At 72.7% G+C, this 24,868-nt stretch carries 18 protein-coding genes; 8 read left to right on the top strand and 10 right to left on the bottom strand.

Annotation, left to right across the window (positions count from 1 at the left end):
• Positions 1–3: 3 nt before the first annotated feature.
• The 6 genes from ABD292_RS26675 to ABD292_RS26650 form a co-directional block, all read right to left on the bottom strand.
• Entirely contained in the window at positions 4–1,680 is a 1,677-nt protein-coding gene (locus ABD292_RS26675) for an acyclic terpene utilization AtuA family protein (RefSeq protein WP_344211876.1), read from the bottom strand.
• Positions 1,677–2,450: an enoyl-CoA hydratase-related protein gene (locus ABD292_RS26670; RefSeq protein ID WP_344211874.1), complete on the bottom strand. Its 774-nt coding sequence runs from the start codon at positions 2,448–2,450 to the stop codon at positions 1,677–1,679. The genes ABD292_RS26675 and ABD292_RS26670 overlap by 4 nt, the downstream gene beginning before the upstream one ends.
• Entirely contained in the window at positions 2,447–4,378 is a 1,932-nt protein-coding gene (locus ABD292_RS26665; RefSeq protein WP_344211872.1) for an ATP-binding protein, read from the bottom strand. The genes ABD292_RS26670 and ABD292_RS26665 overlap by 4 nt, the downstream gene beginning before the upstream one ends.
• Positions 4,375–5,907, bottom strand: coding sequence for an acyl-CoA carboxylase subunit beta (locus ABD292_RS26660; protein WP_344212803.1), 1,533 nt, complete (start codon positions 5,905–5,907; stop codon positions 4,375–4,377). The genes ABD292_RS26665 and ABD292_RS26660 overlap by 4 nt, the downstream gene beginning before the upstream one ends.
• A gap of 152 nt (positions 5,908–6,059) precedes the next feature.
• Entirely contained in the window at positions 6,060–8,336 is a 2,277-nt protein-coding gene (locus ABD292_RS26655) for a serine/threonine-protein kinase (RefSeq protein WP_344211870.1), read from the bottom strand.
• Positions 8,337–8,500: 164 nt separating this feature from the next.
• On the bottom strand, positions 8,501–9,880 hold the full coding sequence (locus tag ABD292_RS26650) for an FAD-binding oxidoreductase (protein ID WP_344211868.1): 1,380 nt from the start codon (positions 9,878–9,880) through the stop codon (positions 8,501–8,503).
• A 52-nt stretch (positions 9,881–9,932) separates the two neighbouring features.
• Between ABD292_RS26650 and ABD292_RS26645 the strand changes: the two genes are divergently transcribed.
• The gene (locus ABD292_RS26645) at positions 9,933–10,502 is read left to right on the top strand and encodes a hypothetical protein (RefSeq protein ID WP_143082318.1); all 570 of its coding nucleotides are present in this window, start codon (positions 9,933–9,935) and stop codon (positions 10,500–10,502) included.
• A gap of 12 nt (positions 10,503–10,514) precedes the next feature.
• Here ABD292_RS26645 and ABD292_RS26640 read toward each other — a convergent pair whose 3' ends face one another.
• Entirely contained in the window at positions 10,515–11,726 is a 1,212-nt protein-coding gene (locus ABD292_RS26640; RefSeq protein WP_344211865.1) for an aspartate aminotransferase type Ic, read from the bottom strand.
• A gap of 168 nt (positions 11,727–11,894) precedes the next feature.
• Here ABD292_RS26640 and ctaD point away from each other — a divergent pair, with 168 nt between their 5' ends.
• The 3 genes from ctaD to ABD292_RS26625 all read left to right on the top strand — a co-directional run bounded on the left by ctaD (position 11,895) and on the right by ABD292_RS26625 (position 17,479).
• Entirely contained in the window at positions 11,895–13,562 is a 1,668-nt protein-coding gene (ctaD, locus tag ABD292_RS26635; RefSeq protein ID WP_344211863.1) for an aa3-type cytochrome oxidase subunit I, read from the top strand.
• A 171-nt stretch (positions 13,563–13,733) separates the two neighbouring features.
• On the top strand, positions 13,734–16,481 hold the full coding sequence (locus ABD292_RS26630; RefSeq protein WP_344211861.1) for an immune inhibitor A domain-containing protein: 2,748 nt from the start codon (positions 13,734–13,736) through the stop codon (positions 16,479–16,481).
• A gap of 59 nt (positions 16,482–16,540) precedes the next feature.
• Positions 16,541–17,479, top strand: a complete 939-nt coding sequence (locus ABD292_RS26625; RefSeq protein ID WP_344211859.1) for a diacylglycerol/lipid kinase family protein — start codon at positions 16,541–16,543, stop codon at positions 17,477–17,479.
• 16 nt (positions 17,480–17,495) lie between these two features.
• On the opposite strand, the gene ABD292_RS26620 is transcribed toward ABD292_RS26625, so the two are convergent.
• Positions 17,496–18,287 carry an SWIM zinc finger family protein gene (locus ABD292_RS26620; RefSeq protein ID WP_344211857.1) on the bottom strand — a complete coding sequence of 264 codons (792 nt, stop codon included), beginning with the start codon at positions 18,285–18,287 and terminating at the stop codon, positions 17,496–17,498.
• Position 18,288: 1 nt separating this feature from the next.
• Complete coding sequence (locus ABD292_RS26615) at positions 18,289–21,216, bottom strand: DEAD/DEAH box helicase (protein WP_344211855.1); 2,928 nt, start codon at positions 21,214–21,216, stop codon at positions 18,289–18,291.
• Between the two features lie 311 nt (positions 21,217–21,527).
• Between ABD292_RS26615 and ABD292_RS26610 the strand changes: the two genes are divergently transcribed.
• Genes ABD292_RS26610 through ABD292_RS26595 form a run of 4 tightly spaced genes read left to right on the top strand, consistent with a single transcriptional unit; the run spans position 21,528 to position 24,330 of the window.
• Complete coding sequence (locus tag ABD292_RS26610) at positions 21,528–21,908, top strand: phage holin family protein (RefSeq protein WP_344211853.1); 381 nt, start codon at positions 21,528–21,530, stop codon at positions 21,906–21,908.
• Positions 21,905–22,876: a DUF3618 domain-containing protein gene (locus ABD292_RS26605; protein ID WP_344211851.1), complete on the top strand. Its 972-nt coding sequence runs from the start codon at positions 21,905–21,907 to the stop codon at positions 22,874–22,876. The genes ABD292_RS26610 and ABD292_RS26605 overlap by 4 nt, the downstream gene beginning before the upstream one ends.
• Positions 22,877–23,848, top strand: coding sequence for a YihY/virulence factor BrkB family protein (locus ABD292_RS26600; RefSeq protein WP_344211849.1), 972 nt, complete (start codon positions 22,877–22,879; stop codon positions 23,846–23,848). It abuts the gene before it with no gap.
• Positions 23,845–24,330: a protease inhibitor I42 family protein gene (locus ABD292_RS26595; protein ID WP_344211847.1), complete on the top strand. Its 486-nt coding sequence runs from the start codon at positions 23,845–23,847 to the stop codon at positions 24,328–24,330. Before ABD292_RS26600 ends, ABD292_RS26595 begins: the two co-directional genes overlap by 4 nt.
• Here ABD292_RS26595 and ABD292_RS26590 read toward each other — a convergent pair.
• Positions 24,266–24,862, bottom strand: a complete 597-nt coding sequence (locus ABD292_RS26590) for a TetR/AcrR family transcriptional regulator (RefSeq protein WP_344211845.1) — start codon at positions 24,860–24,862, stop codon at positions 24,266–24,268. The two genes, ABD292_RS26595 and ABD292_RS26590, sit on opposite strands and share 65 nt — an antisense overlap.
• Positions 24,863–24,868: the final 6 nt, after the last annotated feature.

Raw genomic sequence — 24,868 nt, 5'->3', positions numbered from 1 at the left:
CGGCTATCGCGCCAGGGCCGCGGGGACGTCCACGACCTGCGCCCGCAGCTCCTCGCCCAGCGCCTTGGCCTGCGGGTCCATGCGGGTGCTCGCGGCCACGCCCCTGCCGAGCAGGCCGTGGACGACGAAGTTGAGCGCCCTGAGATTGGGCAGTTCGTGGCGCTCGACCCGGTACGCGGCCAGCTCCGGCAGGAGCGCGGCCAGCCGTCCGGTCGTCAGGTACGCCTCCAGCCAGGCGTACCGCTCGTCGGTGTCCACCCAGACGCCGAGGTTGGCATCGCCGCCTTTGTCGCCGGAGCGCGCCCCCGCGACTCGGCCGAGCGGCAGCCGCACGCACGGCCCCGACGGGACGGCGGCCCGCCTCTCCACCGGGCGCACGGGAATCGGCTCCGCCGAGGTTGCGACGGGCGTGTACGGCAGTTCCTCGCCGTCGAGCCAGACCCGCGGGCGCACCTCGGCGGCCGGGACGAGCACCGGCCAGTAGACCCCGTACGGCGAGGCGTCGCCCGGCGGCGAGAGCGCGTGGAAGCCCGGATAACTCGCCAGCCCCGTCTCCACCACCGCCGAGGAGAAGGCGCGGCCGGCCGTGCGGCGGTCGGCGTCCATGACCGTGATCCGCAGCAGTCCCGAGCCGGTGAGCGTCACGTCCACGGCGTCGAAGGACTCCTTCGGGATCCGCGCCCAGATCGCCGCCTCGGCCGCCCGCGCCTTGGCCTCGACGTCCAGCCCGGTCAGCACCAGCGTCATCGTGTTGCGGTAGCCGCCGAGGTAGTTGACCGCGACCTTGAGCGTGTCCGGCGGCGGCTCGCCGCGCACGCCCGAGATCAGCACCCGGTCCGGCCCGTCGTCGGTGAGGGTGATCGTGTCGAACCTGGCGACCACGTCAGGACCGAGGTAGCGGGGGCCGCCCAGCTCGTACACGAGCTGCGCCGTCACCGTCCCCACCGACACCAGCCCGCCCGTCCCCGGATGCTTGGTGATGACGGCGGAGCCGTCGGCGCGCAGCTCGGCGAGGGGGAACCCGCAGTGCGCCAGGTCCGGCACGTCCTGGAAGAAGGCGTAGTTGCCGCCCGTCGCCTGGCAGCCGCACTCGATCACGTGCCCGGCCACCACGGACCCGGCCAGCGGGTCCAGGTCGTCAGGACCCCAGCCGTGGCGCCAGATGCCGGGGCCCGTCACCAGCGCGGCGTCCGTCACCCGGCCGGTCACCACCACGTCCGCCCCCGCCGCCAAGGCCTGGGCGATGGGCCGGCCGCCGAGGTAGGCGTTCGCGGTCAGGGGCGTCTCGGTCAGGCGTTCGCCGGTGTCGGCGTTGACCAGGTCGAGGTCGCGGCCGATGAGGTCGTCGCCCGTCACGTGCGCGACCCTCGCGGACAGCCCCAGGCGGGCGGCCAGCTCGCGCACCGCCTCGGCGCAGCCGGCCGGGTCGAGGCCGCCCGCGTTCGAGACGATCCTGATGCCCCGGTCGAGGCACGTGCCGAGGACGTGCTCAAGCTGCGTCAGGAACGTCGGCGCGTAGCCGGGCCGGCCCTTCAGCCGGTTGCCGGCCAGGATGAACATCGTCAGCTCGGCCAGCCAGTCGCCGGTCAGCACGTCGATCGGGCCGCCCTCGACCATCTCGCGCGCCGCAGAGAGCCGGTCGCCGTAGAACCCGCTGCAGTTGGCGATCCGCAGGCTCATCCCGAGACCCACTTGGGCGGCCGCTTCTCCCAGAACGCCGCGATGCCCTCCTGCCCCTCCTCCGAGGTGAACCGCTCCGCCGACAGCTCCGTCATCCGCCGCAGCCCCTCCTCGAACGGCAGCGCCGGCACCTCCCGCACCAGCCGCTTGGTGATCGCCAGCGCCTCAGGACCGCCCTTGACCAGCAGCTCCGTGTAGTGCGTGACCGCCGCGTCCAGCTCCTCCTCCGGCACCGCCCGCGACACCAGCCCGATCTCGGCCGCCCGCGCGGCGTCGAAGACCTCGCCGGTCAGGAAGTACTCGGCCGCGGCCCGCGGATCGAGCCGCCGCAGCACCGGTACGGAGATCATCGCCGGCACCACGCCCAGCCGCACCTCGGTGAACGCGAACGACGCCGTCAGCGGCGCCACCGCGAAGTCGCACGAGGCCACCAGCCCGAGGCCGCCCGCCCGCGCGGTGCCGTTGAGCCGGCACACGACCGGCTTCGGGCTCTCCCACAGCAGCGTGAAGATCTCCGGCAGGGACGCGGTCACCGGCGCGCCGGGCTTCCCCTCGGCGGCGCGCTGCTCCTTCAGGTCGGCCCCTGAGCAGAACACCGTGCCGGTGGCGGTCAGCACGATCACCCGGCACCCGGGCTCGGCCAGCGCCCGGGTCAGCTGCTCCTTCAGGTCGGCCAGCAGGCGGCTCGACAGCGCGTTGCGGTTGTGCGGCGAGTCGAGCGTGACGGTCGCGACACCGTCCGCCAGGCTTGCGTGCACCAGGCTCGTCATAGGTCCCCCTCGTGGATGATCGCGAGCACGGCCCCCGCCTCGACCTGCCGGCCCTGCTCGACGTGCAGCCCGGAGACCACGCCGTCGGCCGGAGCGGTGATCCGATGCTCCATCTTCATCGCCTCCAGCACCAGCACCGCCTGACCCTTGACGACCCGCTCGCCGGGCGCCACCTCCACGTGCAGCACGCTGCCCGGCATCGGGGCCAGCAGGGAGCCGGGGACGACGTGCTCGACGGGCTCCGGCAGGCGGGGGAGCGGGGTCAGCTCGGCGTGACCGCCCGCGTGGTCCACGTACACCGGGCCGCCGGGCTCGTAGCGGGCGACGGCGAAGGCGTGGCGGACGCCGTCGCGTTCCAGGACCACCCGGTCGGGCGCGGCGCTGACGGCGGTGACGCCGGCGGGCAGCGGGTCGTAGACGACGTCGATCGTGCCGCCGTCGCCCGTGGTGAAGGCGGTGCGGCGGGGCTGGGAGCGGACGTTGCGCCACCCGCTCGGCAGGCCGCCGAGCACGGGCGCGCGGCGGCGGTTGCCGGCGGCCAGCGCGAGCGCGGCGGCCAGCCCGGCCAGCTCGCCCGGCCCTGTCGGCTCGGGCGGGGCTGTGGGCTCGGACGGGGCTGTCGGCTCGGGCGGGGATGTCGCGAGAGGCCCGTCGGGGTCGAGGAAACCGGTGTGGGTGTCCCCGGCCGCGAAGTCCGGATGGGTGAGGATGCGCAGCAGCAGGTCGCGGTTCGTGGTGAGGCCGTGCAGCCGTGCCCGCCGCAGCGCCGTCACCAGCTTCCTGACCGCCTCCGCCCGCGACGCCCCGTGCGCGATCACCTTCGCCAGCATCGCGTCGTAGTACGGCGACACCACCGACCCGGACTCCACCCCGGAGTCCACCCGGACGTCTCCTCCGACCTCGAAACGCCGCAGCACCCCCGACTGCGGCAGGTAGTGCTCGTCCTCCGCGTAGAGCCGCACCTCCACGGCGTGCCCGGACGGCCGGGGCGGCTCCGCGGGCAGCGCGCCGCCCTCGGCCACCTCCAGCTGCAGCCGTACGAGATCCACCCCGTGCACCAGCTCGGTGACCGGGTGCTCGACCTGGAGCCGGGTGTTCATCTCCAGGAACGCCACCCGGTCGCCGCGCACCAGGAACTCGACGGTCCCGGCCCCGACGTAGCCGATCGCGGCCGCCGCGCGCCTCGCCGCCTCGCACAGCCGCTCGCGCACCTCCGCCGCGATGCCGGGGGAGGGGCACTCCTCGACGACCTTCTGGTGCCGCCGCTGCACGCTGCACTCGCGCTCGCCCAGCGTCCACACGGTGCCGTACGCGTCGGCCAGCACCTGCACCTCGACGTGCCTGGCCCGCTCCCACAGCGGCTCGGCGAACACGGCGGGATCGCCGAAGGCCGCCTCCGCCTCCCGGCGCGCCGAGTCGACCTCGCGCGCCAGCTCCTCCGGCCCGCGGACGATCCGCATGCCCCGCCCGCCGCCCCCGGCCGACGCCTTGACCAGCAGCGGGAACTCATCGGGCGCCGCGAGGTCGAGCGAGGGCAGCACGGGCACCCCGGCCGCCGCCATGAGCCGCTTGGCCTCGATCTTGGACCCCATCGCGGCGATCGCCTCCGGCGGCGGGCCCACCCACACCAGCCCGGCCGCCAGCACCGCCCGCGCGAACTCCGCGTTCTCCGACAGGAACCCGTAACCCGGGTGCACGGCGTCCGCCCCGGAGGCGCGGCAGGCGGCCACCACGCGGCCGGCGTCCAGGTAGGTCCCGGCCGGCCGGTCGCCCGGCAGGCGTACCGCGAGATCGGCCTCGGCCACGTGCGGCGCGTCGGCGTCGGGGTCGGCGAAGACCGCGACCGTCTCGATCCCGAGCGCCCGGCAGGTACGGAAGACGCGCCGGGCGATCTCACCCCGGTTCGCGACGAGCAGACGGCTGATCACGGCCGGAACACCCCGAACCCGGCCGGCTCCGGCACCGGCGCGCTGTTGATCGCCGACAGGCACATGCCCAGCACGGTACGGGTGTCGCGCGGATCGATCACCCCGTCGTCGTACAGCCGCCCCGACAGGAAGAACGGCAGCGACTCGGCCTCGATCTGCGCCTCCACCAGGGCGCGCATCGCCGCGTCCGCCTCCTCGTCGTACGCCTGCCCCCTGGCCTCGGCCGCCGCCCGCCCGACGATGGACAGCACCCCGGCGAGCTGCGCGGGCCCCATCACCGCCGACTTGGCGCTCGGCCAGGCGAACAGGAACCGGGGCTCGTAGGCCCGGCCGCACATGCCGTAGTTGCCGGCGCCGTAGGACGCCCCCATGACGATCGTCAGATGCGGGACCGTCGAGTTGGACACCGCGTTGATCATCATCGCGCCGTGCTTGATGATCCCGCGCTGCTCGTAGTCCTTGCCGACCATGTAGCCGGTCGTGTTCTGCAGGAAGACGAGCGGGGTCCTCGACTGGTTGGCGAGCTGGATGAACTGCGTCGCCTTCTGCGCCTCCTCGCTGAACAGCACGCCACGCGCGTTCGCCAGCACCCCCACCGGATAGCCGTGCACGCGCGCCCACCCGGTCACCAGCGAGGTGCCGTACAGCGGCTTGAACTCCTCGAACGCGCTCGCGTCCACCACCCTCGCGATCACCTCGCGCGGGTCGAACGGCACCTTCAGGTCCTCGGGGACGATGCCCAGCAGCTCCTCCGCCGGATAGCGCGGCTCCTCGGCGGGCAGCGGCGTGACGCCCCGCTTGCGCCAGTTCAGCGAGCGCACCACGCGGCGGCCGATGCGGAGCGCGTCGTACTCGTCCTCGGCCAGGTAGTCGGCCAGGCCGCTCACCCGGGCGTGCATCTCCGCGCCGCCCAGCGACTCGTCGTCGGACTCCTCGCCGGTCGCCATCCGCACCAGCGGCGGGCCGCCCAGGAACACCTTGGCGCGGTCGCGGACCATCACCACGTGGTCGCTCATGCCGGGGACGTACGCGCCGCCCGCCGTCGAATTGCCGAACACCAGCGCCACCGTCGGCACGCCGGCCGCCGACAGCCGCGTCAGGTCACGGAAGACCTGGCCGCCCGGGATGAAGATCTCCTTCTGCGTCGGCAGGTCCGCGCCACCGCTCTCGACCAGGTTCACGTACGGAAGGCGGTTGCGCAGCGCGATGTCGGCCGCGCGCAGCGTCTTGCGGAGGGTCCACGGGTTGGTCGCGCCGCCGCGCACCGTCGGGTCGTTCGCGGTGATCACGCACTCGACGCCCTCGATCACCCCGATGCCGGTCACCACGCTCGCCCCGACCGGGTAGTCGCTGCCCCACGCCGCCAGCGGCGACAGCTCAAGGAACGGCGAGTCGGCGTCCACGAGCAGCTCCACCCGTTCGCGGGCGAGCAGCTTGCCGCGCCGCCGGTGCCGCTCGACGTACTTCTCGCCGCCGCCGGCCACCGCCTTGGCGTGCTCGGCGTCCAGCTCGCGCAGCTTGGCCAGCATGGCCTCGCGGCGCGCCAGGTAGTCCTCGCCCCCGGGATCGAGCCTGCTTCTGATCACGGCTGTCCCGCCGACGACCTGATGATCACGCCAAGTACGGTAGCGTCCGGCCCTCCGATGCGGAAGAGCCGGACGCTTCGTGCCGGACCGGCGGCCTACTTGCAGTGGCTCCAGCCGGACTTCCAGCTCACGTTGGAGATCGAGCCGCCCCAGATCACGCACTTCTTCGTGGCCGGCAGCCGGACCGGGCCCGCGTAGGTGCTGAACGAGCCCGGGTTGCTGCCGCTGGATCCGCCCTTGACCTGCAGGATCGCGTTCATCTCGACCTTGTTGGGATAGACGTAGCGCGACAGCGTCACCACGCAGTTCTTGCCCGCGCTCGCGTTCCAGAGCAGGTAGACGGTCGCGTAGCTGCCCAGGGCGTGGGAGTTGATCACCTTGTAGCCGGCGCCGCAGACGCCTGCCGCCGTGTACGGGTTCCGCTTGGCGGGGAGCTTGGTCGGCGGGTGCGTCTTGGTGGTCTCGTCCGGGTTGTGCGTGGGCGCGTCCGTCGGCTCGGCCTCCGGGTCGACGCCGAGGCTCTCCTTCTTCTTCGTCTTGGTCGGCTTGGGCGTCGAGGTGGCCTGCGGGCGCTGGGTGTCGTTCGTCTGCGGGCGCGGCTGCGCCGTACTCGGCTGGGTCGGGATCTGGGCGACCGGCTGCTCGGAGCGCTTCTTCTTGTCGCTCTTCTCCGGCTCCTCGATGTCCAGGGTGCCCACCGGGACGGGGCTGTCCGTGGGCAGCACCGGGTCGGCGGTCGGCTGCGTGGACGGAGGCTCGACGGGCTTGCCCGCGGCCGAACCGCCGTCCTCGGTGCGCTGCGAGGCGTCGCCGACGGCCACGACCGGCACCTCCTTGCTGTTCGCCTGCACCACGACGGCGCCGGCGACCACCAGCAGGGCCGCCGCGGCGGCGCCGGAGAGGGCGAGGGTCATGGTCCGCCGCTGCTTGGCCGGCGCCCCGTCGCCCTGTCCACCGGGAGACTGCGAACGGGGCCCGTTGTACGGCCCGTGGCCCCCCTGACCGGGCCTCCCCGCCTGCGGCGGAACACCAGGGCCTCCGCCCTGGCCGGGCGCACCGGCCTGCGGCGGGACGCCGGGCCCGGCCTGACCGGGTGCCTGCGGCGGGACGCCAGGCCCGGCCTGACCGGGCATGCCCGCCTGCGCAGGACCACCGGGCGCTCCGGCCTGGGGCCCACTCGGAGCGCCGGGCTGAACCCCGCCCACGCTCCCGTGCCCACCGGGAGCGCCGGCACCTCCGGCCGCGCCGCCATGTGCGCCGGGACCCGCTGCCGGACCGCCAGGTGCGCCGGGGCCCGAGGCCGCGCCCGGTGCGCTGTGGCCCGAGCCCGGGCCGCCCGGGGCGCCGGAGGGCTGGCCGGGGCCGTTCTGGATGGCGGCGGCGAGGTGGGGGAAGGGGCCGCCCTGCTGGGGCGGGAACATGGGCTGCGGGCCGCCGCCCTGAGCCCAGGGGCCGGCGTCCTGTCCCGGGTGTCCGGGCTGTCCCGGCTGTCCGGGCTGTCCCGGGCCGGGGGCGCCGGTGAGGTGCTGGCCGGTGACCGGCTCGATGGCGGCCTTCGGCGCGGGCTGGCCGGTGAGCCGGAGGATGAGGCCGTCGGCCGTGGGCCGCTGCGCCGGGTCCTTGGACAGGCAGGCGGCGACCAGCTCCCCCAGCTCGCCCTCCATCCCGCCCAGCTCCGGCTCCTCGTTGAGGATCCGGTTCATGACGACGGGGATCGAGTCGGCCCCGAAGGCGGGCTTGCCGGTGGCGGCGAAGACCATGGTGACGCCCCAGGCGAACACGTCCGCCGCCTCCGACACCGCGGCCCCGCTGAGCTGCTCAGGCGCCAGGTACGACGGCGTCCCCATCGCCATGCCCGTGGCCGTCGCGCCGGGCGAGTCGAGGGCGCGCGCGATGCCGAAGTCGATCACGACGGGCCCCTCGGGCCCCATGAGGACGTTGGCCGGCTTGAAGTCGCGGTGCAGGATCCCGGCCCGGTGGATGGCGGCGAGCGCAGTGGCCGTGCTGATGGCCAGCCGTTCCAGCGCCGCGCCCCGCCGCGGCCCCTCGGTGAGCACGAGCTCGCGCAGCGACGGGCCGGGGACGTACTCGCTCACGATGTACGGCCGGCTGCCGTCCAGGTCGGCGTGGAGCACGGGCGCGGTGCAGAACCGCGCGACCCGCTGCGCCACCGCCACCTCGCGCAGGAACCGGGTGCGCGCGTCGGCGTCGGCCACCAGGGCGTGGTGCAGCAGCTTGACCGCGACCTGTTCCCCGGTGTCGCTCTTGCCGAGATAGACGACGCCCTGGCCACCCTCGCCGAGCCGGGCGACGATGTCATACGCCCCCAGCCGCCGCGGATCGTCCGCCGCCAACGGCTGGAACTGATTCACGTCGGACCCCCATAACAACCCCAACAGATGGGGCAAAACGCTACCAGCGTGATAAGCGGGGCGTCTGCCGGTCCGGACAGAAGTTTCCGCATCCTGACCCGGCCAGTCAGCTCCCACCGCAGGTCGTGTGCACCCGGAAACCCAAGGTCACGGCTTGGCAAACTCTAGACCTGCGGCGGCTGCTGGATCGCCTTGCCCGGGTTGAGCAGGCCGAGGGGGTCGAAGACGGCCTTGATGCCCCGCTGCACGTCGGCGGCCACCGGCCCCGACTCCAGCGCCAGCCACCGCTGCTTGAGCAGCCCCACTCCGTGCTCCCCGGTCAGCGTCCCGCCCAGCTCCAGCGCCCGCGTGAACACCTCGTCCGCCGCGGCCCACACCTCGGGGGGCGGCTCGGCGGCGCCGTGCTCGAAGACGAAGACGGGGTGCAGGTTGCCGTCCCCGGCGTGCGCGACGGTGCAGATGCGCACCCCGTGCCGGACGGCGGCCGCCTCGATGGCGGTGATCATGTCGGGCAACGCCGAACGCGGCACGCACACGTCCTCCACCAGGCAGGCGCCGAGGCGCTCGGTGGCCGGGTACGCCAGCCGCCGCAACCCCACCAGCTCCTCGGTCTCGGCCGGGCCGGAGGACACCGCCACGAACGAGGCCCCGTGCTCGGCGCAGATCCGCTCCATCCGGCGGGCCGCCGCCTGCCCGTCGCCCGCGTCCGACTGGCCGATGAGCATGGCCTGCGTGCCGGGCTCCAGCCCGATGTGCCGCCAGTCGTCGATGGCCTCCAGCGTGGCCCGGTCGAGCAGCTCCATGAGCGACGGCGCGCAGCCCGCCGCGATGATCGCCGACACCGCCGCGCCCGCGTCCCGCAGCGAGCCGAACTCGGCCGCGAACGTCGCGGGCGGCCCGGCCGGCGCGGGCCGCAGCCGCAGCGTGGCCGCCGTGATCACGCCGAGCGTGCCCTCCGAGCCGACGAACAGCCCGGTCAGGTCGTAGCCGGTGACGCCCTTCATCGTGCGCCGGCCGGTCTCCAGCACCCGGCCGTCGGCCAGCACGACCTCAAGGCCGAGCACGGAGTCCCTGGTCACGCCGTACTTGACGCACCGCAGCCCGCCCGCGTTGGTCGCCAGGTTGCCGCCGATCGTCGAGATCTCGTGCGACGACGGGTCCGGCGCGTACATGAGGCCGTGCTCCCTGGCCGCCCGGTCCAGGTCGGCGGTGATGACGCCCGGCTCGGCGACGGCGATCTCGTCGGCCGGCGACAGCTCCCTGATGGCGGTCATCCGGGCCAGCGACAGCACGATCGCCCCGTCCCCGGCGACGGCCCCGCCCGCGAGGCCGGTGCCCGCGCCGCGCGGCACCACCGGCACCCGGTGCTCGCTCGCCCACCGCAGCGTGGTCACCACGTCGTCGCGGGAGGCGGCGAGGACGACGGCGAGCGGCCTGCCGGGCTCCAGGAACGTCCGGTCCCGGGCGTAGGAGTCGATCACGTCGGGGTCGGTCACGACCCGGGCTTCGGACAGGGAGTGCGCCAGGGCATCAATCGGTCTCACGCGGAGCAGCCTACGGTTTGCGCAAGGCGGCCCTTAAGGACAAACTGCCCGGGTGGAAGTCAGGTGCCCGGTGTGTTCGGAGACCGACCAGGTCGTCGCGGTCCCCGGAGCGGTCGCCGCCGGGACCACGTACAAGATCGGGCGGGCCCGTCTCCCCGGGGCCAGGGAGGTCGCCGACCTGCCCACCGCCGCCGTGCTCGGCGCGTCCAAACACGTGATGAGCCGCACCCAGCTCGCGGTGTGGCTGTCGTTCCCCAGCCGCCACTACACGGCCTGGACCAGGAACCAGGGCTATCTGCTGCTCCTCGGCGCGGCCCTGGTGCATCTGGTCGTCTCGCTGGTGATCGCGATGGGGCAGGACCCGCAGTGGGGCGAGGTGCTGCTCGCGCCGTTCTGCCTGACGGGCCTGTTCTGGGGGTTCGGGCTGCTCAACGTGCTCGGCGCGCGCGGGGCGCGCAGGCGCGACGCGCAGGAGGCGCCGGCCAGGGAGCAGGCCCTGGCCGTGTGGGAGCGCCTTTACTACTGCGCGCGCGACAACGTCGTCTACGAGCCCGGGGTGGGCGTCTCGTTCCATCCGAGCGAGACGCGCGAGTACATCTTCGGCTTCCGCCCCGGCCGCTGATGCCTGAAGGGCTCAGGCGAGCCCGTGCTCCTCGGCCACCAGCCTGACGCAGACGGTCAGGCCCTCGATGGCCTGCTCCAGCTCGTCCAGGTCCGGGTAGGTCGGCGCGATGCGGATCGTCCGGTCGTCGGGGTCCTTGCCGTAGGGGTGGGTGGCCCCGGCCGGCGTGAGCGCGATGCCCGCCGCCTTGGCCTTGGCGACGACCTCGGCCGCGTGCGGCACCTCCAGGCTGATGAAGTAGCCGCCCTTGGGGCTGGTCCAGCTCGCCAGGCCGCCGAGCCGCTCGGAGAGCACCTTGTCCACCAGCTCGAACTTCGGCCCGATCAGCGCGGCGTGCTTGCGCATGTGCGCCTCGACGCCCGCCGGGTCGCGCAGGAACTCCACGTGCCGGAGCTGGTTGATCTTGTCGGGGCCGATGGACTGCTTGGCGGTGTTGCGCAGGAACCACTCGACGTTCGCGGGCGAGGAGCCGAAGAACGACACGCCCGCGCCGGCCAGCGTCACCTTGGACGTGGAGGCGTAGACGAACACCCGGTCGGGGTTGCCCGCCTCGGCGGCCAGCGCGAGCAGGTCGGCCAGCTCGACCGGGGTGTCGGTGAGGTGGTGCACCGCGTAGGCGTTGTCCCAGAAGATGCGGAAGTCGGGCGCCGCCGTGGGCATCGCGGCCAGCCGCCTGACGGTCTCGTCGCTGTAGACGACGCCGGTCGGGTTGCTGTACTTCGGCACGCACCACATGCCCTTGACGCTCGCGTCGGCGGCGACCAGGCGCTCGACGACGTCCATGTCGGGGCCGTCGGCGGTCATCGGCACCGGCACCATCTTGATGCCGAGGCGCTCGCAGATCGTGAAGTGCCGGTCGTAGCCGGGCACCGGGCACAGGAACGTGATCTCGGGCTCCTCCACCCACCGCCGGGCCGCGCCGGGCACCGGGCTGAGCAGCGCGTGCACCACGGTGTCGTGCATGAGCGCGAGGCTGGCGTTGCCGCCCACGACGAGCTGCCCGGCCGGCACCTGCAGCAGCGGCGCGAACAGCTCGCGCAGCTCGGCGAGACCCTGGAGGTTGCCGTAGTTGCGGCCGTCGGTGCCGTCGGCCGCACGGTAGCTCGTGGGCAGTTTGAGCAGATCGTCGGAGAGGTCGAGCTGGCGCGGTGACGGCTTGCCCCGGGTGAGGTCGAGCGAGAGCCCACGCTGGACGAGGGCGTCGTAGTCACGCTGTGCGGTCACGAGAAGTCTCTCCTCCGGATCGGATCGGTGCCCGCCCAAGGATAGAAGAATCGGCGGCGTGCGAAGTCGCCGGGGGCGAATGTCGGTCAACGGCTTCACGAGCGGCCGTCCTTGGCGTGCAATGGGGGGATCGGGGGCATCCCCACTCCACACCGGAGGGAGCAGCCGATGACGACTGTCCGCGAGACCTCGATCGAGCAGGTCAGGCGCCGCCGCACCGGCACGGTGATCGCGTCGTGGCTGTCGACGACGGACCACAAGGTCATCGGCTATCTCTACCTGATCACCTCGTTCGCGTTCTTCCTCGTGGCCGGGGTCATGGCCATGGTGATGCGGGCCGAGCTGGCCCAGCCCGGCATGCAGCTGGTGAACCAGCAGTTCTACAACCAGCTGTTCACCATGCACGGCACGATCATGCTGCTGCTGTTCGCCACGCCGCTGTTCGCGGGCTTCGCGAACGTGGTGATGCCGCTGCAGATCGGCGCGCCCGACGTGGCCTTCCCCCGGCTGAACGCGGTGGCGTACTGGCTGTTCCTGTTCGGCGGGATCATCGCGGTGGCCGGGTTCTTCGCGCCCGGCGGTGCGGCCGACTTCGGGTGGTTCGCGTACACGCCGCTGGCGTCGGCCACGTTCTCGCCGCAGGTGGGCGGCGACCTGTGGATCATGGGGCTGGCGCTGTCCGGCCTCGGCACGATCCTCGGCGCGGTGAACTTCATCTCCACGATCATCGGCATGCGGGCGCCCGGCATGACGATGTTCCGGATGCCGATCTTCACCTGGAACGTGCTGCTGACCAGCATGCTCGTGCTCATGGCGTTCCCGGCGCTGGCCGCCGCGCTGCTGGTGCTGGAGTCGGACCGCAAGCTCGGCACCCAGGTCTTCGTGGCCGACAACGGCGGCCCGCTGCTCTGGCAGCACCTGTTCTGGTTCTTCGGGCATCCCGAGGTCTACATCATCGCGCTGCCGTTCTTCGGGATCATCACCGAGGTGCTCCCGGTCTTCAGCCGCAAGCCCATCTTCGGCTACATGGGGCTGGTCGGGGCGACGATCGCGATCGCCGGGCTGTCGATGACCGTGTGGGCGCACCACATGTTCCCGACCGGGCAGGTGTTGCTGCCGTTCTTCTCGTTCATGACGTTCCTCATCGCGGTGCCGACGGGCGTGAAGTTCTTCAACTGGATCGGCACGATGTGGCGGGGCCATCTGAGCTTCGAGTCGCCGATGCTGTTCGCGGTCGGCTTCCTCGTGACGTTCCTGCTCGGCGGGCTCACCGGCGTCATCCTGGCCTCGCCGCCGCTCGACTTCCACATCAGCGACACCTACTTCGTGGTGGCCCACTTCCACTACGTGGTCTTCGGCACGGTGGTGTTCGCGATGTTCGCCGGCTTCTACTTCTGGTGGCCGAAGATGACCGGGCGGATGCTGGACGACCGGCTCGGGCGGCTGCACTTCTGGCTGCTGTTCGTCGGCTTCCACACCACGTTCCTGGTGCAGCACTGGCTGGGGCAGATCGGCATGCCCCGCCGCTACGCCGACTACAGCCCCGGCGACGGGTTCACCGCGCTCAACGAGGTCTCGTCCGTGGGGGCGTTCCTGCTGGGCGTCTCCACGCTGCCGTTCCTCTGGAACGTGTGGAGGACGGCACGCAGGGCGCCCAAGGTCACCCTCGACGACCCCTGGGGGTACGCCAACTCCCTGGAGTGGGCCACCTCCTGCCCGCCGCCCCGGCACAACTTCACCGCGATCCCGCCCATCCGCTCCGAACGGCCCGCGTTCGACCTGCACTACCCCCGTGAGGGGGAGAAGCGGGAGCCGGGCGAGGACACGGAGGGCTGACCCCGCAGGACCCCCGTTCCCACCTGATCACCGCAGCGTTGATGTTCCGATTGTGGTGTTTTGGTCACGTTTCAACAACGCACTTTACGATTCGTTGATAAAAGCTCTAGCGTCCGGCATTGCATGCCCTATGGCCATTCGCCCGGAGATCCCGGGCAGAAAGGGTTCCTGGTGCCCAGCACTAAGCGCTTATTGGCAGCTTTTCCGGCGGTCGCCCTGCTTGGCGCCGCCCTGTCCGTGCCCACCGCTCAGGCGGCCTCGGTCGCCCACTACGAGCCCACGGCCGCGGACCACTACATCAACTACGCCCCGCCGGCCGTCGAGAGGGAGCCGCGGGAGCCGGGCCTCGCCGACCAGAAGGCCCGCTCGCTGACCCCGGCGCAGAAGTACGACCGGAAGTTCAGCAGCGGGAACCCGGCCGCCGGGCGCATTCTCGCCGCGCGGGAGCGGGAGGCACTGCGAACCGGCCGCAACCCGGCCGAGTGGATCTTCAAGAACAGCAAGCAGACCCGCACGGCCAAGCTCCTGACCGTCCTCGTCGAGTTCAACGAGCAGGCCAACGACGACTTCTCCGGCTTCAACCGGCTGCGCACCGTCAACAGCGCCCCGGACGACTGCGTCGTCGAGCCGCCGGGCACCCTGAAGAACGGCCCGCTGCACAACAACATCCCCGACCCGGCCACCCTGCCCCACCTGGACAACAACTCCTTCTGGGTCAAGGACTTCAGCACCGAGCACTTCAACAAGATGCTCTACAGCGACAAGGGCATCACCGAGCGCGTGCGCAAGGACCTCAAGGACCCGCGCGACGGCAAGCCCGGCATCGACATCTCCGGCTTCACGATGAAGAAGATGTACGAGGAGATGTCCAAGGGCGCCTACTCGGTGACCGGCTCCGCGGTCGGCTGGATCAAGGTCCCGCACTCCGAGGCGTACTACGGCGCCGCGGCCTGCGGCGGCGCGCCCCAGGACATGTCCGGCCACCCGAGCAACGAGGTCGGCGCCCAGCAGCTCGCCATCGACTCGGTCAACGCCCTCGCCCAGGCCCAGCCGAACTTCCCGTGGGCCGACTACGACGTCGAGGACATCTCCGACGCCGACGGCGACGGCAACTTCCAGGAGCCGGACGGCGTCATCGACCACCTGGTGCTGGTGCACGCCGGCAAGGACAAGTCCTCCGACGGCGGCGCCGAGGGCACCTACGCCATCTGGGCCCACTCCAGCGCGGTCGCCGGCGGCTACACCGTCCCCGGCACCAACAAGAAGATCTCCAACTACATCGTGCAGCCCGAGGACTCCGGCGTCGGCGTCTTCGCCCACGAGTACGGCCACGACCTCGGCCTGCCCGACCTGTACGACACCTCGGGCTCGGCCAGCTCCGCGGTCGACTTCTGGGACCTGATGTCCAGCGGCTCGCACTCCGGCCCGATCTTCCAGTCGATGCCGGCGCACATGGGCCTGTGGGACAAGTGGGTGCTCGGCTGGGCGAACCCGAAGACGTTCGACCCCGGCGACGCCGCCAAGCTCGTCACCGTCGGCCAGTCCTCGCGCACGCCCAAGCTGACCGCCGACGGCGTCCGGGTCAACCTGGCCTCCGAGCCGCTGGAGATGGTCACCCCGCACAGCGGCTCGAACGCCTGGTGGACCAACCTCGACCAGGAGTGGGCCAACGTCACCCTCACCCGTGACCTGCCCGTCCCGTCCGGCTCCGACGTCCGGCTGTGGATGTGGAACAACTACGAGATCGAGCAGGACTGGGACTTCGGCTTCGTCGAGGTCTCGACCGACGGCGGCCAGACCTGGGCGCAGCAGAAGATGTACGACGAGGCCGGCAACGAGGTCACCACGCCCGACGGCTACCCGGACCCGAACAAGAACCTCAAGACGTTCGGCGGCAAGAAGTACGGCATCACCGGTGACACCGGCGAGCAGTGGCGGCACGACTACGTCGACCTGACGGCGTTCGCCGGGCAGACCGTCAAGTTCCGCCTGACGTACAACACCGACGCGGCCTTCACCCCGCGCGGCTGGCACGTCGACGACTTCGCGCTCACCAACGGCGGCGAGACCGTCTGGAGCGACGACGTCGAGGGCGGCGACAACGGCTGGAAGGCCACCGGCGGCACCTTCACCAACACGAGCGGCCAGGGCTGGACCCGCAACAACGGCGAGCGCGAGGTGCAGCGCTTCTACCTCGCCGAGTGGCGCAACTTCGACGGCTTCGACAACGGCCTGGCCTACACCTACGACACCGACTACAGCCGCGACGGGGCGTGGAAGGTGCAGAAGGTGAAGTACAACGCGCCCGGCCTGCTGGTGTGGTACCGCGACTCGACCTACACCAACAACTCCGTCGCCAACAACCTGCGCCTCCCGCCGAGCCTCGGCCCCAAGGGCAGCCTGCTGGTCGTGGACTCCCACTTCGAGCCGCTGCGCCGCACCGGGGTCGCGGCCGAGAAGGACCCGACGGCCAACAAGAACCTGCAGGGGCGCGTGCAGACGTCGAACGCGGCGTTCGGGTTCGGCAAGACGTACCCCTTCAAGGAGTGCATCGAGGCGGCGAACGAGCCGTTCAGCACCTACTGCACGGACTTCCCCGCGCAGAAGGGCGTGAGCACCTTCACCGACGCCAAGACGTGGTACCCGGGCATCGAGCTGCTCAACGGCGCCCTCGCCTACCGCGACTTCGACGCCTCGGTGGTCGTGCCGTCGAAGGGCGACCAGTCCTACAGCACCCGCGCGGTGCACGCGGACGGCACCCCCGCCCCCGAGCTGTACGGCCAGGCGGTCGCCGGCTCGGTGCTCGGCACCGGCAACCCCGGTGACGAGGGCAAGGCGCTCGGCGTGCAGTTCAAGCTGATCAGCCCGCTGCCGGGCAACCTGGGCGCGATCGTCCAGGTCGTCCCGCCGAAGAAGTAGATCCGAAGAAGTAATTCACGGGCCGCCGGGGTCTCCCGGCGGCCCTACCATAAGTGACCATGAGCGACTTGCGCACCAAAGCCGAGCACACCGCGGCGATCCAGCGGGATCGCCGGGTGGCCGTGGTGGTCAACACTCGCTCGCGCCGGGGCCGCCGCCACTACTTCGAGGTCATCGAGCAGCTCCACGAGTCGGGCTTCGAGCCCCTGGTCGAGCTGTCGGTCTACAACCCCAAGCGCCTGCGCGAGCTGCTCGACACCGCGCTCGCGACCGACCCCGACCTGCTCATCGTGGGCGGCGGCGACGGCACCCTCTCCTCGGCCGTGCGGCACGTGGCGCACCGCGACGTGGCGCTCGGCGTGCTGCCGCTCGGCACCACCAACAACTTCGCCCGCAGCCTCGGCCTGCCGCTCGACCTGGCCGGGGCGATCCGGGTCTTCGCCACCGGCAAGGTGGCCGACATCGACCTCGGCATGGCCGACGACCGGCCGTTCGCCAACCTGGCCAGCTTCGGCGTGTCGGTGGAGGTCGCGGGCACCGTCAAGCCGTGGCTCAAGCGCCTGCTCGGCCGGCCCGCCTACCCGCTGACGGCGCTGACGATCCTGCCCGGCCACCGGCCCTTTCGCGCCTTCATCACCGTCGAGGGCCAGCGCCACGAACTGCTCACCCACCAGCTCAACATCGCCAACGGCCGCTTCCACGGCGGCTGGCAGGTCGCCAGGGACATCAGCATCGACAACGGCACGCTGGTGGCCTACCAGCTCGGCTCGGGCAAGAAGCTCCGCCTGCTCGGCGAGACCCTGCTCCGCGCCACCACCGGCCGCTGGCGCAGCCTCGCGGGCGGGCCGTTCGTGGTCGGCCGGGAGATGCTGCTGGAGACCGATCCGCCGATGGCCGCCGACGTGGACGGCGAGGTGCGGCTGCGCACCCCGATCAGGCTGCGCGTGGTGCCCAACGGGGTGCGCGTGATGGTGCCCGACTCCTTCGAGGACCGCTGACCGCCCGCGCCGGGCGTCAGGCCGGGCGCTCGCCCAGCCGCTCGCCCAGCCGCTCGTAGGCGGGGGCGAGCACGCGGCCCAGGTCGCCGGGCGGCGGGAAGACCCGCAGCAGCAGGGCCGGGGAGGCGGCCGGTCGGCGCTCGGGCGGATGTGCGGTGGCTCCGGGGGCGTAGAAGTCGGCCAGCCGCTCGGCGAACGGCACGTCCACGACCTCGGGCACGCCGGAGCCCTCGTCGGTGGCCAGCGACCCCAGCAGCTGCTCGCGGGTGCGCCCGCGCCAAGCCAGCACCAGGAACGGGTCGTCGTCGAACGCCTCGGCCAGCAGATAGAGCACCGCCGACAGGTGCTTGCACGGGAAACCCCAGTCGGGGCACGAGCAGTCCATGTCCAGGTCGCGCGGGAACAGGTCGGCCCCCGCCGCCGCGAACAGCTCCTCGATCTCCGGCGGCATCTCCCCGGCCAGCAGCCGGGCCCGGTGCACGGCCTGCGCCGCGATGGCCTCCTCCAGCTCGGCCCACCGGCGCTCGCCGAACGCCTCGATCCTGATCACCACGTCGTACGGCTCGGGCCGCGAGCCCTGCACGGCCGCCCTGACCTCCCCGGCGGCCAGGTCGATCGACAGGACCTGGCCCTGGCGGGCGTAGGCCCGGCCGCGGGTCAGCCGGCCCTTGTCGCAGACGCGCTCCAGGATGTCGATGAAGCGCCGCGACCACCAGGTGGAGCCGATCGAGCCGCGCTTCGAGCGGGCCCGCAGGCCGCCCTCGACCCGGATCGGGCCGCGGTGGTCGTAGTCGTCGAACCAGGCCATCTCAGCTCCCCCCAGCCTCACCCGTGAGGCTGAACACCTCGCGCAGCTCGCTGGTGGACAGGTCGGTCAGCCACTCCTCGCCGGTGCCCACCACCCGCTCGGCCAGGGCCTTCTTGCGTTCGATCATCTCGTCCACGCGCTCCTCCAGGGTGCCCGCGCAGATCAGCTTGCGCACCTGTACGTTCTTGCGCTGTCCGATGCGGAAGGCCCGGTCGGTGGCCTGGTCCTCGACGGCAGGGTTCCACCAGCGGTCCACGTGCACGACGTGGTTGGCCGCCGTCAGGTTGAGCCCGACGCCGGCCGCCTTGAGCGACAGCACGAACAACATCGGCTCGGGGTCGTTCTGGAACCGGTCCACCAGGCGGTCGCGGGTCTTCTTCGGCAGGCCGCCGTGCAGCAGCAGCACCGGGCGTTCCAGCCGCCGCTCCAGGTAGGGCTGGAGCAGGCCGCCGAACTCGGCGTACTGGGTGAACACCAGCGCCTTCTCGCCCTCGGCCAGGATCTCCTCGCCGAGCTGCTCCAGCCTGGCCAGCTTGCCCGAGCGGCCCGCCAGGCGGGAGCCGTCCTTCAGCAGGTGGGCCGGATGGTTGCAGACCTGCTTGAGCTTGGCCATGGTGGCGAGCACCAGCCCGCGCCGCTCGATGCCCTCGCTGTCGTCGATCTTCGCCAGCATGTCGTCCACGACCGCCTGGTAGAGGCTCGCCTGCTCGGTCGTGAGCGGGCACCACTCCTTGACCTCCATCTTCTCCGGCAGGTCGGTGATGATGGACCGGTCGGTCTTCAGCCGGCGCAGGATGAACGGGCCGGTCGCCCGCCGCAGCGCGTGCGCCGCCTCCTCGTCCTGGCGGGCCTCGATGGGCTCCTGGAAGCGCGTACGGAACCGCGAGCGCGGCCCCAGCAGCCCCGGGTTGGCGAACTCCATGATCGACCAGAGCTCGGCCAGGTGGTTCTCGACCGGCGTGCCGGTGAGGGCCAGGCGGGTGGCGGCCGGGATCGCGCGGACGGCCTGTGCCTGCAGGGTGCCGCTGTTCTTGATGGCCTGGGCCTCGTCGCACACCACCCGGCGCCACTCGTGCCGCTTCAGCGTCTCCAGGTCGCGGTGGGCGGTGCCGTACGTGGTGATCACCAGGTCGGCGTCCCCGACGAGCGCGGCGTCGCGGGCGGCCCCGTGGTGGACGTAGACGCGCAGGCCCGGCGCGAACCTGGCCGCCTCGCGCTGCCAGTTGCCGATCAGCGACATCGGGCACACCAGCAGCGTCGGCGGTCCCTCTCGCTCGCGGCCCTCGTGGACCAGCAGCGCGAGCGTGGTGACCGTCTTGCCCAGCCCCATGTCGTCGGCCAGCACCCCGCCGAGGCCCAGCTCCGACAGGAAGCTCAGCCACGCGAGGCCGCGCTCCTGGTAGGGGCGCAGCACCGCGTCCAGGCCCGGCGGCGTGGCGATCGGCCGCAGCCGCTGCTCGGCCTGGCCGGACAGCAGGTCGCCGAGCGCGCCGTCGGCGTCCACCTCCAGCAGCGGCAGCTCGCCGTCGTGCCGGGCCACCAGCTCCAGGATCTCGCCCGCCGCCGCCTCGCCCGCGCGGGCGCCCTCCACGGCGCGGAGGGCCGCCTTGAGCTGCCGGTCGTCCAGCTCCACCCACTGGCCGCGCACCCGGACCAGCGGCACCTTCAGCCGGGCCAGCTCGGCCAGCTCCTCCTCGCTGATCGTCTCGTCGCCCACCGCCAGATCGACGCGGAAGTCGACCAGCTCCCGCATGCCGAACCCCTGGCTCACGGCCGCGGTCTGCGTCCTGGTCCTGGTCGTCAGCTTGAGCCCGAGCCTCGCGCGGCCCGCCCAGCGGGGGAGCTGCACGCCGAACCCGGCCGCCTGGAGCAGCGGCGCGGCCTGGCGCAGGAACCCGAACGCGCCCGCGGTGTCCAGGGCCAGCTCGGCCGGCTCCGGCACCCGCAGGGCGCGCTCCAGCTCGGGGTAGAGCCGGACGGCGCGGCCGAGGCCGGTCAGCAGCTCGCGTTCGGGGGCCGGGGGCAGGCCGGGGGCGCGCTCACCGGCCCAGAGGGCGGCGGCGGGGACGTACAGGCTGGGGTCGTCGGCGGCCTGCAAGGCCAGCTCGACCCGCCAGGCGTCCGCCCCGTCGCCCGTGGGGTCCGCCGCGGGCTCCATGAGGCGGAAGCACACGCGGGCCGCGCCCTCGGCTGTCGCGGCGGCGTCGTGCCAGGCGGCCAGCTCGGCGCGCAGCTCCGGGACGTCGGGGCAGGACGGGTCGGGGCCGGTCAGTGCCGCCAGCCAGCGGTCACGGGGGGCGGCGGGGCGGGTGACCAGCGGCTCGGTGAGCGCCTGCCGGACCAGCGCGTCCACGAACGTCTCCAGGGCCGCGCGCAGCACGCCGGCGGAGGGCCGTTCGGCGGCGGCGGTCCGGCAGGCGGGCGGCATGGCGAGGGCCAGCTCGCGGAAGTAGCCGCCGTCGGTCCCGTTGACGACCGGCCGCCACACGGCCCGTGCCCCGCCCGGCTCCAGGGCGAGCTGGGGCAGGACGCGGCCTCGCCGTACGAGGTCACGGGCGAGATCGGCGACCGCCGCCCAGTGGCGCAGGGTCGCCGTCTCCGGCCGTCCGGCGAGCAGGCGCAGCGCCGTGGCGGCGGGCGGGACGACGGCCGGCACCCGCCACGGCCGCAGCCGCGGCCGGGTGGCCTCGGTCAGCCGCCCGGTCTCCGGCGACGGCGACGGCTCCGCGGCCGAGCCGGGGAGCAAGAGCTCCAGCGTCCGCTCGGCGGGCTCGTCCAGGCCGAGCGCGGCGGCAATGGCGGCGGCCGGGGCGGCGAAGGGATGGGGGCGGGAGCCGCGGCCCGTCCGTGCCGCCGGCCCGCCGCCCTCGACGTCCTCCGCCCAGAAGGCGAGCCCGTCCTCTGTCCAGACCCCGTGTACGACCAGCACCAGGGCAGATTACCGTCGCCCGTCAGGGAAATCGTTCGCGCTTATATAAGCGGCCCCTGAAAGCGTAAAGTGGAAATATGACCAGTAATCCCGGATCGTGGTGTGAACGACCCAAGCCGCAGGCTCCGTCGTGCGAGCTCCCGTCTCCGTGGAGCAAGCCGAAGCAGCCCGACAACTGGTGTGAGACGCCTAAGGATCCCGTGCTGAAGGTCCTCGACCTCGTGCTGAAGTCCGCCAGGCGGAAATAGCCGCGTGATAGAAGGCCAAGTGCCTGGGTAGTCGCCTCACTCGGACGGAGGAGGCGAACGATCGTGAGCGACACCCAGAAACTGGTCAGTGACCTTTCCGAACAGGTCTCCCGGCTGGTCAAGGACGAACTCCGCCTGGCCAGGATGGAACTCACCGCGAAGGGCAAGCGCGCCGGCTTCGGCGCGGGCCTGTTCGGGGCGGCCGGAACGGCCGCCTTCTTCGGCGCCGCCGCGCTGGTGGCCGCCGTCATCCTGCTCCTCGCCCTGGCCATGCCCGCGTGGGTCGCGGCCGCCGTCGTGGGGGTCGTCCTGCTCGTCGTCGCCGCCGTCCTGGGCCTGGTCGGCAAGAACCAGGTGCAACGGGCCACGCCGCCGGTCCCCGAGGAGACCATCGCGAGCGTCAAGGCCGACATCGACATGGTCAAGGAGAGGGCACATCGATGAGCGAGACGGATCCCGGATACAGCGAGCAGCACGCCGGCGACGTGGGCGCGCACCGGGCCACCGTGGGCGCCCCCACCGAGCCTGAGTCCGTCAACGTGCCTCCCACCAGGCCGGGCGCGACGGAGAACGCCAGGCGGGCGGAGGCCGCGCGGGAGGGCCACGAGACCTTCATCCCGGAGGGGCCCATCAGGGACGAGCGGGCCGAGGCCGTCGAGAGCCTGCGCACGGAGGAACGTTCCATGCGCGAGGTGCACCGGGCCGAACGCGCCCACGGCACCCGGAGGCGCGCCGACGACGAGGACGAGGACGACGGAAGAGCCGCCGTGCGCAGGGACATCGAGGAGACCCGCGAGCAGCTGGGCCGCACGGTCAGCGCGCTGGCGGACAAGGCCGACGTGAAGTCGAGGGCGAGCCACGCCGCCGAGGTGGCCAAGGACCGGGCGGCCGAGGCCGCCGGGGCGTTCAGGGCCCGCGCCGCCGAGGCCGCGGGGGTGGCCAGGGACCGCGCCGGGGTGGCCGCCGCGGTGGCCAGGGAGCGGGCGGCCGAGACCGCGGGCGTGGCGAAGGAGCGGGCGTCCGAGGCCGCCGGAACGGTCAGGGCCCGCGCCTCAGAAGCCGCCGTCGTGATCAAGGACAGGACCTCCGAGATGGCCGGTCAGGTCGGCGAGCACACGCCCGAGCAGATGAAGGCCGTCGCCGTGGAGGCGAGGCGGCGTCCGGCGCTGCTCGTCGCCGTGGCCGCCGGGGCCGTGGCCGTCCTCGTCGTACGGCGGATGGCGCGGCGTCGCATGACCGCGCGCCGCACGTTCGTGGAGCGCGTGGTGCGGGGCGACGCGGCGGGCCGCGTGAAGGCCCGCCTGACGAGCGGACGCGTGACAAGGGGCGGCGTCATCAAGGGCGCCGTCGTCAAGGGACGCCTGACGGGCCGTCCCGCGCGCCGTCGCCTGATGGGACTCGGGAGCAGGTAGGTGACGGTTTCCAGAGACGCCGCGGAACGGGCCGCCGGAGTGCCCGACGGCCCGGGCGAATTCCCCCGCCGGACCTGGTGGACGGTGCTGAAGCGGACGATCATCGAGTTCAAGAACGACCGTCTTCAGGACCTCGCCGCCGGGCTCACCTACTACGCGGTCCTGTCGATCTTCCCCGCGCTGATCGTGCTGGTGTCGGTGTTCGGGCTGCTGGGGCGGGGCGACGCCGCGGCCCAGCTCTCCGGCGTCATGGTGCTGGTGCCCGCCGAGGTGCGCGACCTGATGGTGACGAGCATCCAGGCGGCGCAGAACGGCGCGGGCGCCGCGAGCGCCGTGGCGATCGTCGGCCTGGTGGTCGCCCTGTGGTCGGCCTCCGGCTACATCGCGGCCTTCATCCGGGCCGGCAACACGATCTACGACATCGACGAGGGCCGCCCGTTCTGGAAGACGACCCCGCTGCGGATCGGCCTCACCCTGCTGGCCACCGTGCTGCTGGCGGTCGGCGCGATCGCCGTCACCCTCACCGGCGACCTCGCGGCGGCGCTCGGCCGCGCGCTCGGTCTCGGCGAGGCGGCCGTGCTCGCCTGGGACATCCTCAAGTGGCCGATCATGGTGCTGGTCGCCGCCGGGCTGATCATGCTGCTGTACTGGGCCGCGCCGAACGTGCGCCAGCCCGGCCTGCGCTGGATCTCGCCGGGCAGCATCCTCGCGATCGTGCTGTGGGTGATCGTCTCCGGCGGGTTCGCCCTGTACGTCGCCAACTTCGCGTCCTACAGCAAGACGTACGGCGCGCTGGCCGGGATCGTGGTGTTCCTGGTCTGGCTGTGGCTGTCGAACATGGCGCTGCTGCTCGGCGCGGAGTTCGACGCCGAGCTGATCCGGCAGCGCGCGATCGCCGGGGGCCGCCCGGCCGAGCGGGAGCCGTACGCCGTGCCCCGCGACGAGCCGAAGGCCGATAGCCTGCCGGAATGACACTTCGAACGGCCGCCGCCGGGCTCGGCCTGCTGCTGCTCGCCGCCTGCGGCGGTTGCGGGGCCGGCTCGGCGGTGAGCGACCTCGGCACGGTGGTCAAGGGCGCCAAGGGCGCCACCGTGCCGGTGGAGCTGCGCAGCGGGCAGCGCTTCTCGCTGGCGGTGACCGGCAACGCGTCGGTGGGCGACAGCTGGTCGCTGAAGGCCCTGCCGGACACGAAGGTGGTGTCGTTCATCAGCCAGGAGCACGAGGGCGACGGCGACCAGGTCGGCGGGGGCGGCACCACCTACTTCGTGTTCAACGCCAAGCAGCCGGGCACCACCGAGGTCAGGCTGTACGACTGCTGGCGCTGCGGCACCGGCGGGACGCCGGAGAGCGAGCAGAGCCGCAGCGAGTCGGGCGAGGCCGTCTTCACGCTCACGGTGACGAAGGAGGGCCCGGCGACATCCCGCGGACCAGCACCTCCAGCACCGTCCGGGTGACGGCGGCGGGGTCGGCCGGGCCGGCGGCGAGCCGGCGCAGGCCCTCGCCGAGCACGTTCCAGCCCAGGTGGGCCACGAGGCCGGGGTCGTCGTGCCCGGCCTCGGCCAGGATCTCGCGCAGCGGGCCGATCATCGTCTCGTGGAGCTGGTCGAGCCGCTCGCGGCAGTCGGGCGGCAGGTCCACGGCGCTCAGGGCGCGCAGCAGCGCGTAGTCGGGATGCGCGGCGAACGACAGCGTCACCGTGCCGTAGGCGCGCACCCGGGTCTCCAGGTCGTCGCCGGTCGCCGCCGCGCTCGCCAGCCGGCCGGCCCAGCGCGGGATCGCGTCCTCGACGAGCTGGGCGAGGATGTCGGCGGTCGAGGAGAAGTAGCGGTAGACGCTGGAGCGGGCCAGCCCGACCCGGGCCCCGACGGCGGCCGGGGTGAGCCCGGCCGCGCCCTCGGCGGCCAGGATCTCCATCGCCGCCGCCAGCAGCGCGGCGTGCCGGCCCGCCCGATGGTCGGCCACCGTGGCCGCGCTGATCCTCGGCACCGCTGT

This window comes from Nonomuraea bangladeshensis (assembly GCF_039529455.1).
GTDB classification, from domain to species: Bacteria; Actinomycetota; Actinomycetes; order Streptosporangiales; family Streptosporangiaceae; genus Nonomuraea; species Nonomuraea bangladeshensis.
The sequence above is the reverse complement of the archived record's forward strand: the minus strand, read 5'-3'. Positions and strand labels throughout refer to the sequence as shown.